Origin of the sequence: Nonomuraea longicatena (assembly GCF_039525605.1) — a bacterium.
In the GTDB taxonomy this organism is placed as follows: domain Bacteria; phylum Actinomycetota; class Actinomycetes; order Streptosporangiales; family Streptosporangiaceae; genus Nonomuraea; species Nonomuraea longicatena.
The window spans coordinates 206214-223622 of the sequence record NZ_BAAAHQ010000017.1 but is presented as its reverse complement, the minus strand read 5'-3'; the positions used below and the strand labels follow the sequence as shown (position 1 = coordinate 223622).

The window sequence follows — 17409 nt, the reverse complement described above, 5'->3', positions numbered from 1 at the left end:
CCGCCGGCGCGAGCACGGTCAGCTCGCCGACGGGCGCCTTCCGGACGCCGTTGGTGCGGTAGCGGCTGTAGTCGTAGGCGCCGAGCAGGCCGCCGAGGGCGACGGCCTCCGCCTCGCCGTCGAGGGCGAGCGCGGCGCGGGCGGTGCCCGCGAGCCCGCGTACGGCGGCGCCCGCCGCGCGGCGGAGCGTCTCGGCGTCGGGCGAGTCGCCCAGCCCGACCGCGACCAGCAGCGGCGCGGAGATGGCGCCGAACGTCGGTACCTTCGCGCTCTCCCCGGCCTTGCCGGTGAATCCGACGGCCGTCAGCGAAGCAGCGAGCTTGCCGTCGAAGGCGGCGTCGAGCCCGTCCACGGCGGGCCGGGGGCCCTCGGGGCCGGGGTGGAATCCGACGACGAGCGCGTCGGTGTCGAACGAGACGGGATCTGCTGAGTTCAGCCGCACAGTGGTCACGTAAACCGATGCTATCCGCGCTTTCTCAGTACTCACAAACAGGGGTTCATCCCACCATTGATGGTGCGCACTATCTCGATGATGGTGATAGTGTTATTAGCACCATGTTGATCACGCTCGATCTCAACGACGCGCATCCCCTCCACGAACAGGTGGCAGGGGCGATCAGGCGCGCGATCGGCGACGGCTCCTATGGCCAAGGAGACCGGCTGCCGCCCGCGCGCGACCTCGCCGAGGCGCTCGGCATCAACGTCAACACCGTCCTGCGAGCCCTGCGCGAACTGCGCGACGAAGGGCTGCTGGAGTTCCGGCGGGGCCGGGGCGTCAGCGTCGCGTCGCGGGCCGACGGCCACGCGCTGCTCGTCCAGCGGACGCGTGAACTGCTCGAAGAGGCCAGAAGGTACGGCTACCGCCGTGACGACCTCATCAAGATCCTGGAGGCACTGCCATGACAGCCCGGCTGTTCGGCGCCGTGTGGGGGCTGGCCCTCACCGCCGCCCTCGTCTGGTCACCCCTCGCCCTGCGGGACCGGCTGCCCGACCCGCTCGCCACCCACTGGGCCGAGCGCGCCGACGGGTACGCCTCGCTGACCGCCTACGCCGTCACGACCGCGCTGGCGTGGACGGTGATCTGGGTCGTCCTGCTCGCGGTCCACCTGCACGGCCGGGCGCTGGAGCGCAGCGCCGGCCGGGCCGTGTGGTGGGCGAGCCTCGTCGGCGCGGGCGTGCTCATGGTCGGCATCTCCCTCACCACCCTGTACGCCAACCTCGACCAGGTCGTCTGGAACGCCGCCGAACTGCCCGGCTGGCTGGCGCTCGCCGCGGTCGTCGCCGCGCTCGGGGCGGGCGCCGCCGCCGGACTCCTCGGCAAGGGCGCCAAGGACCCGGTGCCGCCGGCCGGCGAGAGGCCGCCCGCCCTGCGCCTGCGCAAGGGGCAGCGCGCCGTCTGGGTGAGCAGGGCGGGGAGCGGCGCCGTGCTCGCCGCCTCGTTCCTCGGCGCGCTGACCGTCCTCGGCATGGCCGTCCTCGCCTACCTCGGCATCCTGCCCGGCGCTCCGTGGGCGGTGCTGGTGGCCGTCGGCACGCTCGGGCTGCTGGCCGGGCTGTTCAGCAGCGCGGTCACCGTACGTGTGACCGAGGGCGGCGTGGCCCTCGCCTTCGGCCCCTTCGGCTGGCCGGTCCGGCGCATCGACCTGTCCAAGATCGAGAAGGCGTGGTCGGAGGAGCGCCGCCCGAGCGAGGTCGGCGGCTGGGGCTTTCGCGGAGTGCCGGGCGCTGCCGTGATCATGATGCGCGCGGGGGAGTGCCTCGTGCTGCGCTATCACACCGGAGGCCGGCTGCTCGTCAGCGTCGACGACGCCGCGAGCGGCGCCGCCCTCGTCAACGCGCTGGTCGAGAGGAAGGCCGCGTGAGACTCGACGCGCTGGTCGGAGGGAACGCGGGCCTGAGGGCCGATGCGCTCGTCGGGAGGAAGACGGATCTGAGGGCCGATGCGCTCGTCGGGAGGAAGACGGGCCTGAGGGCCGACGCGCTCATCGGGAGGCAAGCGGCATGAGGCTCTTTCTGGCCGTCGCCTTCGGGCTGTCGTGGCTGTTCGTGCTGCCCGCCTGGCTGACCGGGGGGCAGGGCTCGCCCTGGTTCCTGCCCGGCCTCACCGCCATGATGTTCACCCCCGCGCTCGGAGTCCTCGCCGTGTGGGCGCGCGAGCGCACCCCGTTCCGGCAGTGGGCTCGCGACAACGGGCTCACGCTCGGCCCCCGCCGTGCGCGCACGCTCGGGGTGATGGCCGCCACCTGGCTCGCCGTCCCCGCGATCGTGGGGCTCGCGCTCGCGCTGAGCGCCGCGCTCGGCCTGGTCGCCCTCGATCTCGACGGGTTCAGCCTTTTCCGGCAGGGACTGTCCGCCAAGGGCGTCGAGGCGCCCGCCGCCCTCGGACCGCTCGTCGTGACACAGATTCTCGTCGCCGTGCTCCTGGCGCCCGTGCTCAACGTGCTGCCCATGCTCGGCGAGGAACTCGGCTGGCGCGGCTGGCTGCAGCCCCGCCTGGTCGCTGCCCGGGGCGTGTTCCCCGGACTGATGCTCGGCGGGGTGATCTGGGGGCTGTGGCACGCGCCCGCGACCCTGCTGGGCTACAACTACCCGGCCTTCGGGCCGTGGGCGGCGCCGTACTTCGTCATCGCCTGCGTGGCGCTCGGCGTCGCCATCGGCTGGCTGCGCCTGCGCACCGGCAGCGTCTGGCCCGCCGTGGTGGCCCACGGCTCGTTCAACGCGACGGCGGGGGCGGTCCTCCTGCTCGGCGACGTGGCCGCGCCGCCGGACACCACGGTCGCGGGCGTCACCGGCCCGGTGGGGTGGGCGCTGCTCGCCGGCCTGGCGTTCGCCCTGTTCAGGCTCTTCCCGGTACGGTCGCCCGCCGCCTCGGCCCCTTCGGAGCCCGCCGCCCCAGCCCGGTCAGAACCCTCCGCCTGAGCCTGCGCAGGGCCTGCTCCTGGGCCCTCCGTGACCTGCTGCATGGGTTCGCTCAGGGCTCGCTTTCTGAGCCCGGTCAGAGTTTTCCGTCTGAGCCCCTCAGGCCACGATCGCGGTCACTACCAGGGCGGTGGTGACTGCGGTCTCCACCAGGGCGCCCAATACGTCGCCCGTGACGCCGCCCAGACGCCTCTCGGCGTGCCGCAGCAGCAGGAGGGCGGCCCCGAGCCCGGCCAGCGCCGCCAGCGGCAGGGCGTACACCCGGCCGGTCAGCGGGCCCGCCGCGCAGGCGGCCAGCAGGACGAGCGCGGTGGCGGCCCACGCGGCGCGGGGCCGTACCGTCTGGGCGACCATGGCGCCCAGCCCGCCGGGACGCGCGGCCGGAACCCCGGAGCGGCAGGCCCAGGCGAGCGCCAGCCGTCCGGTGACGCAGGCGGTCGCCAGCACGGCGACCTGCCCGGCCGGGAGCTCGTGCACCTCGGCCAGCGCGAAGGTCTGGATGCCGATCACGAAGAGCAGCGCCAGCACCCCGAACGGCCCGATGTCCGACTTTTTCATGATGTCGAGGGCTTGAGGGGCGGGTTTGGCGCTGCCGAGCCCGTCCGCCAGGTCCGCCAGGCCGTCCAGGTGCAGCCCGCGCGTGAGCAGCGCCAGCGCGCCGATCGCCAGCAGCGCGCCCAGCGGCGGCGCCACGGGCAGCGCCAGCGGCAGCGCCGCCACCAGCCCCAGGGCCAGCCCGACCAGGGGGGCCAGCAGCATCGCCCGGCCCGCCACCGTACGGTCCACCCGCGTGACACGGACGGGCACGGCCGTCAGCGTCCCGACGGCGAACCGCAGCCCGTCCATCAGAACAGCCTGTCCAGCAGCGCGGCCCGTTCACCGGAACAGCGCGTCCAGCAGAGCGGCCCGTCCATCAGAACAACTCGTCGAGCAGCCGGTAGTAGCGCAGCCGTTCGTCGTCGAAACCGGTCAGCCCGTACGCGGACCGGAACGCCGTCACCGCCGCCTGCCCGAAGTCGCCGTCCAGGTCGCGGACCGCGATCGCGAGGTCGCGGTAGCGGTCGGCCACGCCGAGCCCGCCCACGTCGAGCAGCATGCCACCCTCCAGGACGTTCCCCGGGGTGAAGTCGCCGTGGGCGACCACGAGGTCCTCCACGGCGGGCCGGGCGGCGCGCAGTTCGTCCAGGACGTCCTGCGGGGTACGGCCGGCGTTGTCGTCGTCGAAGTCGTCCGGATCGACCAGGCCGCGCAGCACGTTGTGCCCGGCCCGCGCCAGGGTGACGTCCAGCCGCCCGTCGAACGGGCACTCGGCCACCGGCAGGGCGTGCAGGGCGCGCAGCGTGCGCCCCATCAGCTCGCCGACCTCGGCCGCGCGCCCGTCCCCCGCGTCCTCCAGACTGGGCAGCCCGGCGTCGGCGGTCACCAGCACGCCGTCCTCGAACAACGCCACCTCCGGCACCCGCGACCACCGCCGCAGCCACGACAGCCGCTCGTGCTCGGCCTCGGCCTGCGGACCGCGCCGCACGTAGTAGCGTCCGGCCACGTGCGCCAGCGAACCGCTCGCGCCGCCGTGCCCGTCGTGATCCCACACCGCGTCGTGACCGACCAGCGCCAGCACCGACGGCGGCAGCGGCAGCGGGAAGCCGGGGTCCTCGATCGCCTCCAGCGCGGCCGCGGCGCCCGAGGGGTCGCCGATCCGCAGCGCCAGCGCCTCGGCCAGCCTCTCGCGCGCGGCCCCGAGCCGGCCGAGCTCGGCCAGCGCCAGCCCCTGCTGCCGCAGAGCGTACGGCAGCAGCGCGGGCGCCTCGCGGCGGGCCAGTTCGGCGGTGTACTCGTACAGGGTGCCGGCAGTCATGGCGTCGCCGCCGTAGCGCAGCGCGTCGGCGAGGCCGATCCGCGCCGCCACCACCTCGTCGGGGCCGCGCGCCGCGCGCAGCGCGGCCTCGAAACACGCGGCGGCGGCCGCGTGCTCACCCAGCGCCAGCCGGGCCAGCCCCAGGGCGAGCGGTGGCCCGCCGCCCGACGCCAGCGCGGCCAGCGCGGAAGCGTCGGCGGTCGTCACCCGCAGCCGGGTGTCGGCGGTCACAAGCGCCCGAACCTTTTCGTGAAGCATGATTAAGAACGTTATCGTGGCCGAATGCACGTGGTGGAACTCGAAGGCGTCGGTGTCCGAGTAGTCGGAAAGACCTTGCTCAACGACATCGACTGGCGGGTCGATTTCGGCGAGCACTGGGTGGTGCTCGGCCCCAACGGCGCGGGGAAGACGACGCTCCTCGGGCTCGCGGCCGCCGTCCGGCACCCGTCGGAGGGCGCCGTCCACGTGCTCGGCCACCGCCTCGGCCGGGTGGACCTGCGCGAACTGCGCCGCCACATCGGTTTGGTCGCCGCCAGCCAGGGGCTGGTGGACGAAGGGCTCATGGAGGACGAAGGGGCCACCGCGCTCACCGTCGTCCTCACCGGGCACTCGGGGACGAGCGTGCCGATCTGGTCGGCGTACGGGGACGTCGAGCGGGAGCGCGCGCTACGGCTGCTGGCCGACCTCGGCTGCAAGGACCTCGCCGACCGTGAGTTCCGTGTGTGCTCGCAGGGCGAGCGCGCCCGCGTGCGGGTGGCGAGGGCGCTCATGAGCGAGCCCGCGCTGCTGCTGCTCGACGAACCGTCCGCAGGGCTCGACCTGCCCGCGCGCGAGGACCTGATCGCCGCCGTCGAGCACCTGGCCGCCACCCGGCCGGTGCTGTCCACGGTCACGGTCACGCACCACCTGGAGGAGATGCCCGCCACGACCACCCACGTGCTGCTGCTGCGGGACACACGGATGCTGGCGGCGGGCCCGGCGGACGAGGTCGTCACGGGCGCCAACCTGTCGGAGTGCTTCGGCCGCCCCCTGGACGTGGACCGCGTCGACGGCCGCTGGTACGCACGCGCCGCGAACCGGCCGGGATAGGACTCCACCGCCGGAGCGCCCAGCGCGGCGGGCGGGGTGGGGCTCCGCAGCGGCCACGGCGGAGGGAGGACCCGGCCCCGTTTCCGGTTCGGGCTGGAGGTCCACCGCGCCATAGCGGCTACGGCAGTGGGAGGACCCGGCCCGCCACCACCAGGGCCACGGACTCCGATTCGGCCGCGAGCCGGGCGTTCAGCCGCCCCAGCACGTCCCTGAAGGCCCGGCCGCTCGCCGTCGCGGGCACCACGCCCATGCCGACCTCGTCCGAGACCGCCACCACCCGCACCCGGGCCCGCCGCCACGCCGCCACCAGGTCGTCGCACCGCGCGTGCACGCCCTCGCGCCCGCCCTCCCACGCCCCGAGTTCGTCGAACACCGCCGCCACCCACGTGCCCAGTCCGTCGATCAGCAGCGGGGTACGCGCGTGGGCGATCACCGAGGCCAGGTCGGTGCTCTCCAGCGTCTCCCAGTGCGGCGGCCACCGCTCCCGGTGCGCCCGCACCCGCGCGGCCCACTCCCCGTCGCCGGCGCCGGACGGCCCCGTGGCCACGTACGTCACCGCGGGCTCGGCGGCCAGCCGCAGTTCCGCCTCCGCGGACTTGCCCGACCGCGACCCGCCGAGCAGCAGTGTCCTGCGGGGCACAGGAGGACGTCGCGGCGCGGGCCGGTCGAGGTCGACCACGGTCCCGTCGGGAACCGTCCGCGCGCCCCAGAACCCCAGCCGCCTGGCCAGTTCCTCCTCTGACGGCACCCGGTGGTCGATCCCCACGACCACCACGTCGGTGCTCTCGCCCACGGCGCCCCGCCGCCGGAGCCCGGCCAGCCGCTCGGGGGCCCCGTCCAGCCGGAGCACGACCAGATCGAACGCTTCCACCGGCGCGAACCCGTCGGCGGCGCCGTCCGGTGCGTAGAGCAGTCTGCGGGTGCCCGACACGACCGGGCCGCCGGTCAGCGGCCGGCCGTCCACGACGATCCGGGCAGGGGCGCGAGCGCCCTCCGGAAGTCGCGCGCACGAGGCGCACGGGCACCCGGCCTCCGGCCAGCCTGCCGCACCTGCGGTCCCCTCGAAGCGCACCCTCACCCGCCGAGCCTATCGGCGCCCCACCGGCGCGCGTTTTCCGGCCCAGCCGGAAAACCGGATTGGCGGCCGGTGTCCGGTGGGAGGAAAGAGGACGGCACCACGAATTCCGCGCGGCGCCGGCCGGCCCGCGCGGGAGTAAGGTTCCCTTGCTGACGGAGTGCGGACCCGCGAAAAAAGGAGTGTATGGCATGACATGGCGGTGGCGTTATGAGAATGCTCAAGGCGGAGAGGTAACCGACCGCCCGTTGCCGCGCGAGGTGTTTTCCAGCCAGGCCGACGCCGAGTCCTGGCTCGGCGAGAATTGGCGGGAACTCCTGGAATCCGGTGTGGAACAGGTGGCACTGCTGGAAGAGGACCGCGTCGAATACGCGGGAATGTCATTGCGCGTCGAGTGAAAAACGAAAACCCCTTGAGACCGCTCAAGGGGTTTTCGTTTTCTAACGGACGGTCACGGACGTTCCTTCGGGCTGTCCGTCTTGGTCGGGTCCCGCTCGACGACGGAACCGAGCACCGCGTCGATGCGCGACATGACCTCGGCGTCGAGCTTGACGCCCACCGCCTTGACGTTGTCGCGCACCTGCTCGGGACGGCTGGCCCCGATGATGGCGCTGGAGACGTTCGGGTTCTGCAGCACCCAGGCGATGGCCAGCTGGGCCATGGTGAGCCCCAGGTCGGCCGCGATCGGCTTGAGCTCCTGCACCTTGGTCAGGACCTCGTCGCGCAGCCAGTCCTGGATGAAGAAGCCGAGTTCCGCCGTGGCGCGCGAGCCCGAGGGCGGCGGCCGGCCGGGCAGGTACTTACCGGTGAGCACACCCTGGGCGATCGGCGACCAGACGATCTGCCCGAGGCCCTCCTTCTCGCTCAGCGGTACGATCTCCGGCTCGATGACCCGCCACAGCATGGAGTACTGCGGCTGGTTGGACACGATCCGGTCGAAGCCCATCTCGTCGGCGATCTTCAGCGCCCGGGCGATCTCGTCCGCGCTCCACTCGCTGACGCCGACGTACAGGACCTTGCCCTGCCGTACGAGGTCGTCGAAGGTCTTGAGGGTCTCCTCCAACGGCGTGCTGTAGTCGAAGCGGTGGGCCTGGTACAGATCGACGTAGTCGGTCTGCAGGCGGCGCAGCGAGCCGTGGATCGACTCGGTGATGTGCTTGCGCGACAGCCCCCGGTCGTTCTTGCCGGGGCCGGTCGGCCAGAAGACCTTGGTGAAGATCTCCAGGCCCTCCCTGCGCTGCCCCTTCAGCGCCCGGCCGAGCACCTCCTCGGCCTTGGTCTCCGCATAGACGTCCGCGGTGTCGAAGGTGGTGATGCCCTCGTCCAGCGCCGCCTGCACGCACTTCTTGGCCGCGTCCTCCTCAACCTGCGAGCCGTGGGTGATCCAGTTGCCGTAGCTGATCTCACTGACGATGAGACCGCTGCGGCCGAGGTGACGGAATTCCATATATCAACCCTAAAGGGTGAGATCGTCAGCTTGCGCCCCATTTTTGATGGTGTGGGCGAAGCCCCGGGCTATCACGGCGCCCCCACTCGGATCGGGGGCCCGGGCAGCGGATCCGGGATAAGGTCGCGGGGTGGGGAAGCTGCTCCGGCGTGCGTTGACCGTGGCGATCGTGATCGCGATCGGAGTCCGGGTACGGCGCCGTGCCCAGACGCCCGAGTCGCCGCCGCCTCAGGAGCCTCCTCCGCCCGCCGCGTCCGTGCGCCGCAGCGTGGCGCCCGCCTGGCTGCTCATCGCCGGAGCCGTGGCCGTCGTCGCCGCGACGGTGCTGATCCGCACCCCCGCTCAGGATGCCGCCGACGCCGGGCTGCGACGGCACCTCGGCGCCCAGAACACCCCAGGCCCGCAGCCGGTGCCCTCGCCTGGCGACTTAACGAACCCGGTCACCGACGAATGGGTGCCGCCCACCGGCCCGCCGGCACCCATCGGCCGGGCCGTGCAACGTCCGTCGCAGGAGCCTACGGCCCCCTCCTCCGACCCCGGTTGCCGGCCGACGGTGCGCAAGCCGGTGGTGCGCCCGCTGGATCCCGAGATCAAGCGGGCCGTCGACCGGCAGTGGCGGCTCATCGAACGGACCCTGAAGGCACAGGATCCCCACGCCTACCGGTCGCTGGGGCCGCGCGGCAGCGCGGGGCGGATCGCCGTCGCCGAGGCCCAGATGGGTCTGCGATTCCCCGACGCCCTGCGCGCCTCGCTCCTGCGCCACGACGGCACCTCGGGCTTCGACCTGGGCAGGGGAGCGGCGAAGCTGTACAGCATCAGGGAGATCCGCGACGCCTGGCGCTCGTCCTGCGCCCGGGATCCCGGGTGGCAGGCCGACCGGATCCCCTACCTCGACGGCCGCCTCGGCCATGTGGACCCCCGCACCGGCGCGGTCTTCGACGGCGGAGACCAGGTGGCGGGGAGCTTCCTGAGCCTGCTGCACGCCGCCGCGCGCGAGGCGGCGTGACGGCGGGTGGCGAGGACGGCGCGGAGCGTGACCCTGGAGGCCGCCCGCCCATGGCGGCGGGTGGCGGGTGGTACGGCTGTGCCGTGAGAGGGAGACCGGCCGCCGCGCGGTGCGGCGCGGGCGCGCCGGACGCCGCGCGGGCGCGCCCCTACCTCTTCGGCTGGACCGGCTTGCCGCCCGGCCGCACCTGCGGCGGCGGGAAGCGCAGCTTGCGGATCTGCAGCGCCCGCATGGCCGCGTAGAACCCGACGCCCTTCAGGGGCTCGTTCGGGAACTTGGCCGCGACCTCCTTCTTCACCTTCCAGGCGACGAAGACGGAGGTGAAGATCACACCGACCATCATCAGCGGCCAGCCTGTGAGCATCACCCAGTAGAGGACGACCTCGCGGGTGCCCGCCCCCCACGGGAGCCAGGTCAGCAGTAGGATGAGCAGGGAGAACGGCAAAAAGTACTGGCTCGGCAGACGGCGTGAGTCAACCCAGTCGCGGGCGAACTTCCGCGCGACCCCTCGGTCGCGGGCAGGGAAGTACTTCTCATCGCCCGCCAGCATGCCCTTACGGGCGCGTTCGCGCTCGGCGGCCTGCTTGGCCCGCATCTGCCGATAGGCCTCTTTACGATCCTTGGGCGCCGAGACCGGCTGGCGCCGTCTGCCTTCGGCATCACGGCGCTTGGGTGTGGGACGACCCTTACCCTGGGGCTTAGGATCGTCATCGGGGACGGGGGTGTCGTCCACGGAGCTTTGGGAACGGCGTCGCAACACGACGTCAACCCTACCTGGACTGCAACTTAGTGACGCCCTCGTGCGTTATGCGTAGGGTAATCACAAGGCGGCGTCGCTGCAGCGGGTGACCAACAGCACGACCTAAGAAGGGGACGGCCGACGCGCATGAGCGTGATGAAGAGACTTTCGATGATCTTCAAGTCCAAGGCCAACAAGGCCCTGGACAAGATGGAGGATCCACGCGAGACCCTCGACTATTCCTACCAGCGGCAGTTGGAGCTGCTGCAGAAGGTGCGCAGGGGCGTGGCCGACGTCGCCACCTCCCGTAAGCGTGTCGAGCTGCAGATCAACGGACTGGAGCAGCAGTCGAGGAAGCTTGAGGACCAGGGCCGCAAGGCGCTTTCCGTCGGGCGCGAGGATCTCGCCCGCGAGGCGCTGAGCCGTCGTTCCGGTCTGCAGGGCCAGATCGCCGACCTCCGTGTCCAGCATGACAACCTCCAGGCCGAGGAGGAGAAGCTCACCACGGCCTCCCAGCGGCTCCAGGCCAAGGTCGACTCCTTCCGGACGAAGAAGGAGACCATCAAGGCCACCTATACGGCCGCCGAGGCGCAGACGCGCATCAACGAGGCGTTCTCCGGCATCTCCGAGGAGATGGGCGACGTCGGCCTGGCGATCCAGCGCGCCGAGGACAAGACGGCGCAGATGCAGGCTCGCGCGGGCGCGATCGACGAACTGCTCGCCAGCGGTGCGCTCGACGACTACAGCGGCACGCGCGGCGACGACATCCAGACCGAACTCGACCGCATGGGCGGCGGCATGGACGTCGAACTTGAGCTCGCGAAGATGAAGGCGGAGCTCGGGCAGGGCCCGGCCCCGCAGAGCTCGATCGAGCAGGGGCAGACGCAGCAGGCGCCGCAGCCGCAGCAGCAGCCGCACACGCAGCTGCCCAGGCAGGGGGACGGCGTATGATCGTGCGGATCATGGGCGAGGGCCAGGTGCAGATCTCCGAGGCCGACCTCGCCGTGCTCAACGAACTCGACGACGAGCTGGAGGCGGCCATCGAGGCCGTCGACGAGGAGACCTTCCGCGTGAAGCTCCACGCCCTGCTCGACAAGGTGCGCCAGGTCGGAAAGGCGCTCCCCGACGACAGCCTTGAGCCGTCTGAGCTGATCCTTCCCCCCGCGGACGCATCCATCGATGAGGTCCGGGACATGCTGGGCGACCAGGGCCTCATCCCGGGATAACCCCATGCGCACGCGGTTCGCGCCCGACTCCGGCCTGACCCGCCGGATGGTCGTGACGATGTTCCTGCTGGGGTTGCTCTATGTCGTCTTCGTCGGCGTCCTCATCGCGCTCGGCGTGAGGGCGCTGACCGTGCTGGTGGTCGCCGGGATCATCCTGTTCGCGCAGTACTTCCTGTCCGACCGGATCGCCCTGTTCGCGATGGGCGGGCGGGAGGTCACCCCGCAGCAGGCCCCAGAGCTGCACGGCCTGATCGACCGGCTGTGCGCGATGGCCGACATGCCCAAGCCGAGGGTGGCCGTCGCCGACTCCGACGTGCCCAACGCCTTCGCCACCGGCCGCAACCAGAAGAAGGCCGTCGTCTGCGTGACGACCGGCATCCTGCGCCGCCTCGAACCCGAAGAGCTCGAAGGGGTGCTCGCCCACGAGCTGTCGCACGTCGCCCACCGGGACGTGGCGGTGATGACGATCGCCTCCTTCCTCGGCGTGGTGGCCGGGCTGATGACGCGCTTCGCCCTGTACGCCGGGCTCGGACGGAGTCGCGACGACCGCAGCGGGGTGCCGATCGGACTGATCATCCTGCTCGTCTCCGTGCTCGTGTACGCCGTGAGCTTCCTGTTGACCAGGGCCCTGTCGCGCTACCGCGAACTGGCCGCCGACCGCGCCGGCGCGCTGCTGACCCAGCGCCCCTCCGCGCTGGCCAGCGCACTGACCAAGGTGAGCGGCGAGATCGCCCGCATCCCGACGCGCGACCTGCGCGAGGCCGAGCCGTTCAACGCCTTCTACTTCGCGCCCGCGCTCAAGCCGGGCCAGTCGATCGCGAACCTGTTCGCCACCCACCCGCCGCTGGAGCGGCGCCTGGCCAATCTGGCCAAGATCTCCTCGGAACTCGGCCGATGAAGTGGCTGGATGCCCTGCTGGGCCGGACGAAGGCGGTTCAGCCGAACCTCGACGCGCTGTTCGCGCTGCCGTCGGCCGCGCTCACGCTGCAGGCGGCGACGGGGCTGTCGCCGACCGGGCTCGGGTCGGTGAGCTTCCGCACGGCGGAGGGCGGCGCGTTCGCGACGGTGGAGAGCGACGTGCGGGCGCTGCTCGGCGATCGGGTGGAACGCTCCACGGACTCCTACGGCTACACCTGGCTGCTGGTCCGCCGCGACCCCGACGCCCTCGCCGATCTGGTGACCGAGTTGCACGCGGTCAACTCCTCGCTGGAGGGCGCCGGGTTCGGCCCGTCGCTGCTGTGTTCCCTGGTGTCCTTCGCCGGGCCGGACGAGCGTCGGCTGGCGGTGGTCTACCTGTACAAACGCGGCACTTTCTACCCGTTCGCGCCGCGTCCCGGCCAGCGCCGCGACAACGCGCTCGAACTGCAGGCCAGAGGGGTGCTGGAGGGTGAGCTGCCGATCGAGGAGGATCTCAGCCGCTGGTTCCCCGTATGGGGCGCCCCTGGGCTCTGATCGCACTGAGTGATCTAATTATCGCGTGGAGCGACGATTGGTGGTGATTGCCGCCTTTGCTTTTCTGGCTGCGGCAGTCCTGTACAGCGCCTGGGTGCCCGGCCAGTTCGCCAACGCGGCGATCGACCGCACCCAGGGCTACCTGAGCGAGCTCGCGGCCCGTAACCAGCGCTGGTCGATCATGTTCCGCGTCGCCGACTGCCTGGCCGGGCTGTCGTGCCTGGCGGGCGTCGCCCTCATCCCGCGCGTGCGGCGGGAGTGGGCCGGATGGCTGGCCCTGGCCCTGTTCGGCGCGTTCACCGTCCTCGACGGCCTGTTCCCCCTCGACTGCGCCGCCCGCAGCGACCCCGTCTGCGAGATCGGCCCGCTGTCGTTCTCCCACCGGCTGCACGGGTTGTTCGGCGCCCTTGCCGCCGCCTGCGCGCTCGTCGCGGCGGTGCTGCTGGCCCGGTGCTGGCGCACCCGAGGGGCCTGGCTGCTGTCGGGCGTGTACGCGCTGGTGAGCGCGTTCACCGTGACCGCCATACTCACCGGCACGCTGATCGGCGCGGCCCAGCGCGCCCAGGTGGCGATCCTCGCGATCTGGCTCGTGTACGTGGCCGTCCACCTGCTGTCCCGCCCCGGCCCGCCACATCGTGATCCGCCCGAGTGGCGGGGCAGGCGGGAGTCCGGCTCGGCGGTGCTGGAGGAGGGCGCGGGCCCGGCCGTCCTCATCACCTCGGGCATGGGCGGCGCCTGGTTCCACTGGGACGCCGTCGCCTCGGACCTCGCCGGCGACCACCGGGTGATCCGCTTCGACCGCCCCGGCCTCGGCCGCAGTCCCGCCGCCACCGCCCCACCCACCCTGTACGGCGAAGCCGCCCGCCTGGCCGCGCTGGCCCCCGCCCACCCCGAGAAGGCGGCGGTCATCGCCCACTCCATGGCCGCCTGGAACGCCGAGGCGTTCGCCCGCCTGCATCCGCTGCGCGTCTCCCGCCTGGTCCTGGTGGACCCGAGCTGCCGGGACGGCCTCGGTCGCGGCACCTCGGCCCTGGGCCGGGCGGTGGGCCGCTGGCTGCCCGCGCTGGGCGGAACCTGGGGCGCGACGGCGGTGGCCCGCTGCTTCGGGCGCCTCGCGCACCGCCTGTCGGGCGCGGGCGGCGACCGCGAGGGCGTCTACCGCGAGGGCCCGGTGCTGGCGGCGGCCGTGGGGGAGTGGTTCGCCTACCGCGACATGGCGCTGGAGCTGCGGACGATCCGCCGGGAGCATCCCTTTCCGCCGATCCCGACCGTGGTGATCTCGGCGGGCCGCGCCAACCCGTGCCACGAGCGGCTGGCGCGGGAGCTGGGCGCCGAACTCGTCCGGTTGCCGGACTCCGGGCACCAGGTGCATCTCGACGTCCCCGACGTCATCACCAGGTCTTTTATCAGAGAGTAACCGGGTATATCCGGATAATGACGGCAGGGTGGAGCTGGGTCCCCCGGGTGATGGCCGGGGCGCTGGCCGTCCTGGCCGCCTACTGCGCCGCCATCGCGGTGCTCAAACCGCTGCGCGAACTCCTGCGTCCCGTCACCGCCCTGTTCAACGAACTGCTCTTCCCCCTGGAGCCGAACCTCGCCTACGCCGTCTTCCTCGCCCTGCTCGCCGGAGCCGTCGCCCGCCGCAAGCGGGCCGCCTACCGGCTGATCGTCGCGCTGCTCGTCCTGGGCCTCGCCCTGCTCGCGCTGTACACCGCGCTCGCCTGGGGGCGGCCGCACGCGCCGGCCCACGCCGTGACCGCGGAGAACGCCGTCGTCATACTCGCGCTGCTGGTGGTCTTCGTGGCCGCCCGCAAGGAGTTCTACGCCAGGGTCCAGCGGGCGGCCTTCCTCAAGGCGCTGCTCACGCTCGTCGCCGGACTGCTCGTCTCGGTCGCCGTCGGGTACGCGCTGATCTCCGCCTTCCCCGGGACGCTCAGCCCGCAGGACCGCTTCCCGTGGGTGCTGGAGAAGGCGCTCGGCGGCGTCATCACCCTCGACCTCGAACGCCAGGGGCAAGGGCCGAGCGGCGTGGCCTTCGTCATCGGCCTGCTCAGCGCCGTCGCCCTGCTCACGGCCTTCGCCGTGCTGTTCCGCTCGCAGCGCGCCACCGCCGTTCTGGCGCCGGAGTCCGAGTCCCGCCTGCGCGAACTGCTCGCCGTGGCGGGTGAGCGCGATTCCCTCGGCTACTTCGCCACCCGCCGCGACCGGGCCGCGATCTTCTCACCCAGCGGCAAGGGCGCCGTGTCCTACCGGGTGGTCGCCGGGGTCAGCCTGGCAGGCGGCGACCCCATCGGAGACCCGGAGGCATGGGACCCGGCCATCGCCGCCTGGAAGCACGAGGCCGACTCGTACGGCTGGACCCCCGCGGCCCTCGGCGCGAGCGAGGCCGGAGCCCGCGCCTACGCCCGCGCCGGGCTCAAGGTGCTGCAGATCGGCGACGAGGCCGTCCTGCACGTCGCCGGGTACACGCTCGCGGGCAGGGAGATGCGGGCGGTACGGCAGGCCGTCAACCGGGTGGCCCGCGCCGGGTACACGCTGCGCGTCCGAAGGCACGCCGACCTCGCCCCCGAGGAGATGCGCGGCGTCGTCGCCCGCGCGGACGCCTGGCGCGACACCGAGACCGAGCGCGGCTTCTCCATGGCACTCGGCCGCCTGGGCGACCCGGCCGACGGCGGGGCGGTGCTCGTGGAGGCCCTCACGACCGACGGCGAGGCCGCCGCGCTGCTGTCGTTCGTGCCGTGGGGGGAGCGGGGACTGTCCCTCGACCTCATGCGGCGAGCGCGGGAGGCCGACAACGGGCTGATGGAGTTCATGGTCTCCGGACTGGCCGAGCGGGCGCCCGCGCTCGGCGTGGAGCGGCTGTCGCTGAACTTCGCCGTCTTCCGCGCCGCCTTCGAGGAGGGGGCGCGCATCGGCGCCGGGCCGGTGCTGCGGGCCTGGAGGGGGCTGCTGCTGTTCTTCTCCCGCTGGTGGCAGCTCGAATCGCTGTACCGCTCGAACGTGAAGTACCGGCCCGAGTGGGTGCCGCGCTACCTCGCCTACGCCGACACCCGCGACCTGCCGAAGGTCGGGCTGGCGCTGGCGGTCGCCGAGGGCTTCCTGTCGGGGCCGGCGCCGCTCGGCGGCGCCGAGCGGAGATCCCCCGTCACACCGCCGCCCGTCACACCACCGCCGGAGACGGCGGAGGAACGGGCGCCCCCGCAGCAGACCGGCGTCCGCGCGGTCAAGCTGGCCAGGGTGGCCGAGCCGTACCCCGTGGGATTCCCGCGCACGCACACGACGGCGCAGGCGCACGAGGTCGGCGCGCGGGTGGCGGTGGCCGGGCGGGTCATGCTCGTGCGCGACCACGGCGGTGTGCTGTTCGCGACCCTGCGCGACTGGGCGGGCGAACGCCAGCTCATGATCACCGATCCGGCGCTGCTGCGCTCGTGGCGGCGGGTCGTGGACCTCGGCGACCACGTCGGCTGCACCGGCGAGGTCGTGCTCAGCGATCTCGGCGAGGTCTCCGTGCTGGCCGGCTCCTGGACGCTGCTCGCCAAGTGCCTGCACCCCCTGCCCGACAAGCACCGGGGCCTCACCGACCCCGAGGACAGGGTCCGCCGCCGCCACCTCGACCTCGTCACCGACCCCGGTGCCAGGCGGCTGCTCCGGACCCGGGCCGCCGTCGTCCAGGCGCTGCGCGACGGGCTGCGGCGGCGGGGCTTCCTGGAGGTGGAGACCCCGATACTGCAGCCCGTGCACGGCGGCGCGGCGGCCCGGCCGTTCCGCACCCACGCAGGCGCCTACGACCTGGACCTGTACCTGCGGATCGCGCCCGAGCTGTACCTCAAACGGCTGTGCGTGGGCGGGGTGGAGCGGGTGTTCGAACTGGGGCGGGCCTTTCGCAACGAGGGCGTGTCGAACCGGCACAATCCGGAGTTCACGCTGCTGGAGGCATACCAGGCGTACGCCGACTACCGGGACATGCGGCGGCTGGCGCAGTCCCTGGTGCAGGAGGCCGCGCAGGCCGCGTTCGGCGAGCTGCGCGCCCGGGGAGCGGACATCTCGGGGGAGTGGGCGGTGATCCCCGTCGACCGCGCGCTGTCGGCGGCCATGGAGGAGGAGATCACGCCCGAAACCGGGGCCGACGAGCTGCGGTCGGCCTGCGACCGGCTCGGGGTGCCGTACCGGCCCGGTTGGCGGCGCGGCGAACTGGTGCTGGAGCTGTACGAACGGCTCGTCGAGGCACGCACGATCGCGCCGACCTTCTACACCGACTTCCCCGCCGACGTCTCGCCCCTGGCCCGGCCGCACCGGCGGGACCCCCGGCTGGCCGAGCGGTGGGACCTGGTGGCCTTCGGCATGGAACTCGGCACGGCGTACTCGGAGCTGACCGACCCGGCGGAGCAGCGGCGGCGGCTGAGCGAGCAGTCGCTGCTGGCGGCCGGCGGCGACCCGGAGGCGATGGAACTGGACGAGGAGTTCCTGTCGGCGCTGGAGTACGCGATGCCGCCGACCGGCGGGCTGGGGCTGGGGGTGGACCGGGTGGTGATGTTCCTCACCGGCCGCCCGATCCGCGACACGATCGCCTTCCCGCTGACCCGGCCGCGCCGCCGCTGAGG

19 protein-coding genes are annotated in these 17409 nt (G+C 72.8%); 13 read left to right on the top strand and 6 right to left on the bottom strand.

What is annotated here, in order from left to right:
* Positions 1 to 451, bottom strand: a 451-nt coding sequence (locus ABD120_RS18815) for a M17 family peptidase N-terminal domain-containing protein (protein ID WP_343951219.1), incomplete at its 3' end; no start/stop codon positions are given.
* Positions 452 to 555: 104 nt separating this feature from the next.
* Between ABD120_RS18815 and ABD120_RS18810 the strand changes: the two genes are divergently transcribed.
* From ABD120_RS18810 to ABD120_RS18795, 4 genes are read left to right on the top strand one after another with little or no spacing between them, the layout of a single operon-like run.
* Positions 556 to 903, top strand: coding sequence for a GntR family transcriptional regulator (locus ABD120_RS18810; RefSeq protein ID WP_343951218.1), 348 nt, complete (start codon positions 556 to 558; stop codon positions 901 to 903).
* Positions 900 to 1862 (top strand): SdpI family protein, encoded by a 963-nt coding sequence (locus ABD120_RS18805; RefSeq protein ID WP_343951217.1) that lies wholly within the window; start codon positions 900 to 902, stop codon positions 1860 to 1862. The genes ABD120_RS18810 and ABD120_RS18805 overlap by 4 nt, the downstream gene beginning before the upstream one ends.
* Positions 1859 to 2005, top strand: a complete 147-nt coding sequence (locus ABD120_RS18800) for a hypothetical protein (RefSeq protein WP_343951216.1) — start codon at positions 1859 to 1861, stop codon at positions 2003 to 2005. The genes ABD120_RS18805 and ABD120_RS18800 overlap by 4 nt, the downstream gene beginning before the upstream one ends.
* On the top strand, positions 2002 to 2919 hold the full coding sequence (locus tag ABD120_RS18795; protein ID WP_343951215.1) for a CPBP family intramembrane glutamic endopeptidase: 918 nt from the start codon (positions 2002 to 2004) through the stop codon (positions 2917 to 2919). Before ABD120_RS18800 ends, ABD120_RS18795 begins: the two co-directional genes overlap by 4 nt.
* Before the next feature lie 99 nt (positions 2920 to 3018).
* On the opposite strand, the gene ABD120_RS18790 is transcribed toward ABD120_RS18795, so the two are convergent.
* Both ABD120_RS18790 and ABD120_RS18785 read right to left on the bottom strand, forming a co-directional pair.
* Positions 3019 to 3765 (bottom strand): adenosylcobinamide-GDP ribazoletransferase, encoded by a 747-nt coding sequence (locus tag ABD120_RS18790; RefSeq protein WP_343951214.1) that lies wholly within the window; start codon positions 3763 to 3765, stop codon positions 3019 to 3021.
* A 67-nt stretch (positions 3766 to 3832) separates the two neighbouring features.
* On the bottom strand, positions 3833 to 5005 hold the full coding sequence (locus tag ABD120_RS18785) for an aminoglycoside 3'-phosphotransferase (protein ID WP_343951213.1): 1173 nt from the start codon (positions 5003 to 5005) through the stop codon (positions 3833 to 3835).
* A gap of 51 nt (positions 5006 to 5056) precedes the next feature.
* Here ABD120_RS18785 and ABD120_RS18780 point away from each other — a divergent pair, with 51 nt between their 5' ends.
* Positions 5057 to 5863 carry an ABC transporter ATP-binding protein gene (locus tag ABD120_RS18780; protein WP_343951212.1) on the top strand — a complete coding sequence of 269 codons (807 nt, stop codon included), beginning with the start codon at positions 5057 to 5059 and terminating at the stop codon, positions 5861 to 5863.
* A gap of 118 nt (positions 5864 to 5981) precedes the next feature.
* On the opposite strand, the gene ABD120_RS18775 is transcribed toward ABD120_RS18780, so the two are convergent.
* The gene (locus tag ABD120_RS18775) at positions 5982 to 6941 is read right to left on the bottom strand and encodes a bifunctional adenosylcobinamide kinase/adenosylcobinamide-phosphate guanylyltransferase (RefSeq protein WP_343951211.1); all 960 of its coding nucleotides are present in this window, start codon (positions 6939 to 6941) and stop codon (positions 5982 to 5984) included.
* A 188-nt stretch (positions 6942 to 7129) separates the two neighbouring features.
* Here ABD120_RS18775 and ABD120_RS18770 point away from each other — a divergent pair, with 188 nt between their 5' ends.
* Positions 7130 to 7336, top strand: coding sequence for a hypothetical protein (locus ABD120_RS18770; protein ID WP_343951210.1), 207 nt, complete (start codon positions 7130 to 7132; stop codon positions 7334 to 7336).
* Between the two features lie 53 nt (positions 7337 to 7389).
* On the opposite strand, the gene ABD120_RS18765 is transcribed toward ABD120_RS18770, so the two are convergent.
* The gene (locus tag ABD120_RS18765) at positions 7390 to 8385 is read right to left on the bottom strand and encodes an aldo/keto reductase family protein (RefSeq protein WP_343951209.1); all 996 of its coding nucleotides are present in this window, start codon (positions 8383 to 8385) and stop codon (positions 7390 to 7392) included.
* A gap of 130 nt (positions 8386 to 8515) precedes the next feature.
* Here ABD120_RS18765 and ABD120_RS18760 point away from each other — a divergent pair, with 130 nt between their 5' ends.
* Positions 8516 to 9391: an SMI1/KNR4 family protein gene (locus ABD120_RS18760; RefSeq protein ID WP_343951208.1), complete on the top strand. Its 876-nt coding sequence runs from the start codon at positions 8516 to 8518 to the stop codon at positions 9389 to 9391.
* 148 nt (positions 9392 to 9539) lie between these two features.
* On the opposite strand, the gene ABD120_RS18755 is transcribed toward ABD120_RS18760, so the two are convergent.
* A complete protein-coding gene (locus ABD120_RS18755) occupies positions 9540 to 10124 on the bottom strand; it encodes a DUF3043 domain-containing protein (RefSeq protein WP_343951207.1) in 585 nt (194 codons plus the stop codon).
* Positions 10125 to 10277: 153 nt separating this feature from the next.
* On the opposite strand from ABD120_RS18755, the gene ABD120_RS18750 reads away from it, so the two are divergent.
* The 6 genes from ABD120_RS18750 to lysX are packed head-to-tail and all read left to right on the top strand — an operon-like array spanning position 10278 to position 17407.
* On the top strand, positions 10278 to 11081 hold the full coding sequence (locus ABD120_RS18750) for a PspA/IM30 family protein (protein WP_343951206.1): 804 nt from the start codon (positions 10278 to 10280) through the stop codon (positions 11079 to 11081).
* Complete coding sequence (gene pspAA / locus ABD120_RS18745; protein WP_343951205.1) at positions 11078 to 11356, top strand: PspA-associated protein PspAA; 279 nt, start codon at positions 11078 to 11080, stop codon at positions 11354 to 11356. The genes ABD120_RS18750 and pspAA overlap by 4 nt, the downstream gene beginning before the upstream one ends.
* A gap of 4 nt (positions 11357 to 11360) precedes the next feature.
* Positions 11361 to 12254 carry a zinc metalloprotease HtpX gene (htpX, locus tag ABD120_RS18740; protein ID WP_343951204.1) on the top strand — a complete coding sequence of 298 codons (894 nt, stop codon included), beginning with the start codon at positions 11361 to 11363 and terminating at the stop codon, positions 12252 to 12254.
* Entirely contained in the window at positions 12251 to 12808 is a 558-nt protein-coding gene (gene pspAB / locus ABD120_RS18735) for a PspA-associated protein PspAB (protein ID WP_343951203.1), read from the top strand. Before htpX ends, pspAB begins: the two co-directional genes overlap by 4 nt.
* A 25-nt stretch (positions 12809 to 12833) precedes the next feature.
* Positions 12834 to 14225 (top strand): alpha/beta fold hydrolase, encoded by a 1392-nt coding sequence (locus tag ABD120_RS18730; protein WP_343951202.1) that lies wholly within the window; start codon positions 12834 to 12836, stop codon positions 14223 to 14225.
* 17 nt (positions 14226 to 14242) lie between these two features.
* Positions 14243 to 17407, top strand: coding sequence for a bifunctional lysylphosphatidylglycerol synthetase/lysine--tRNA ligase LysX (gene lysX, locus ABD120_RS18725; protein ID WP_343951201.1), 3165 nt, complete (start codon positions 14243 to 14245; stop codon positions 17405 to 17407).
* The last annotated feature ends 2 nt before the right edge of the window (positions 17408 to 17409 follow it).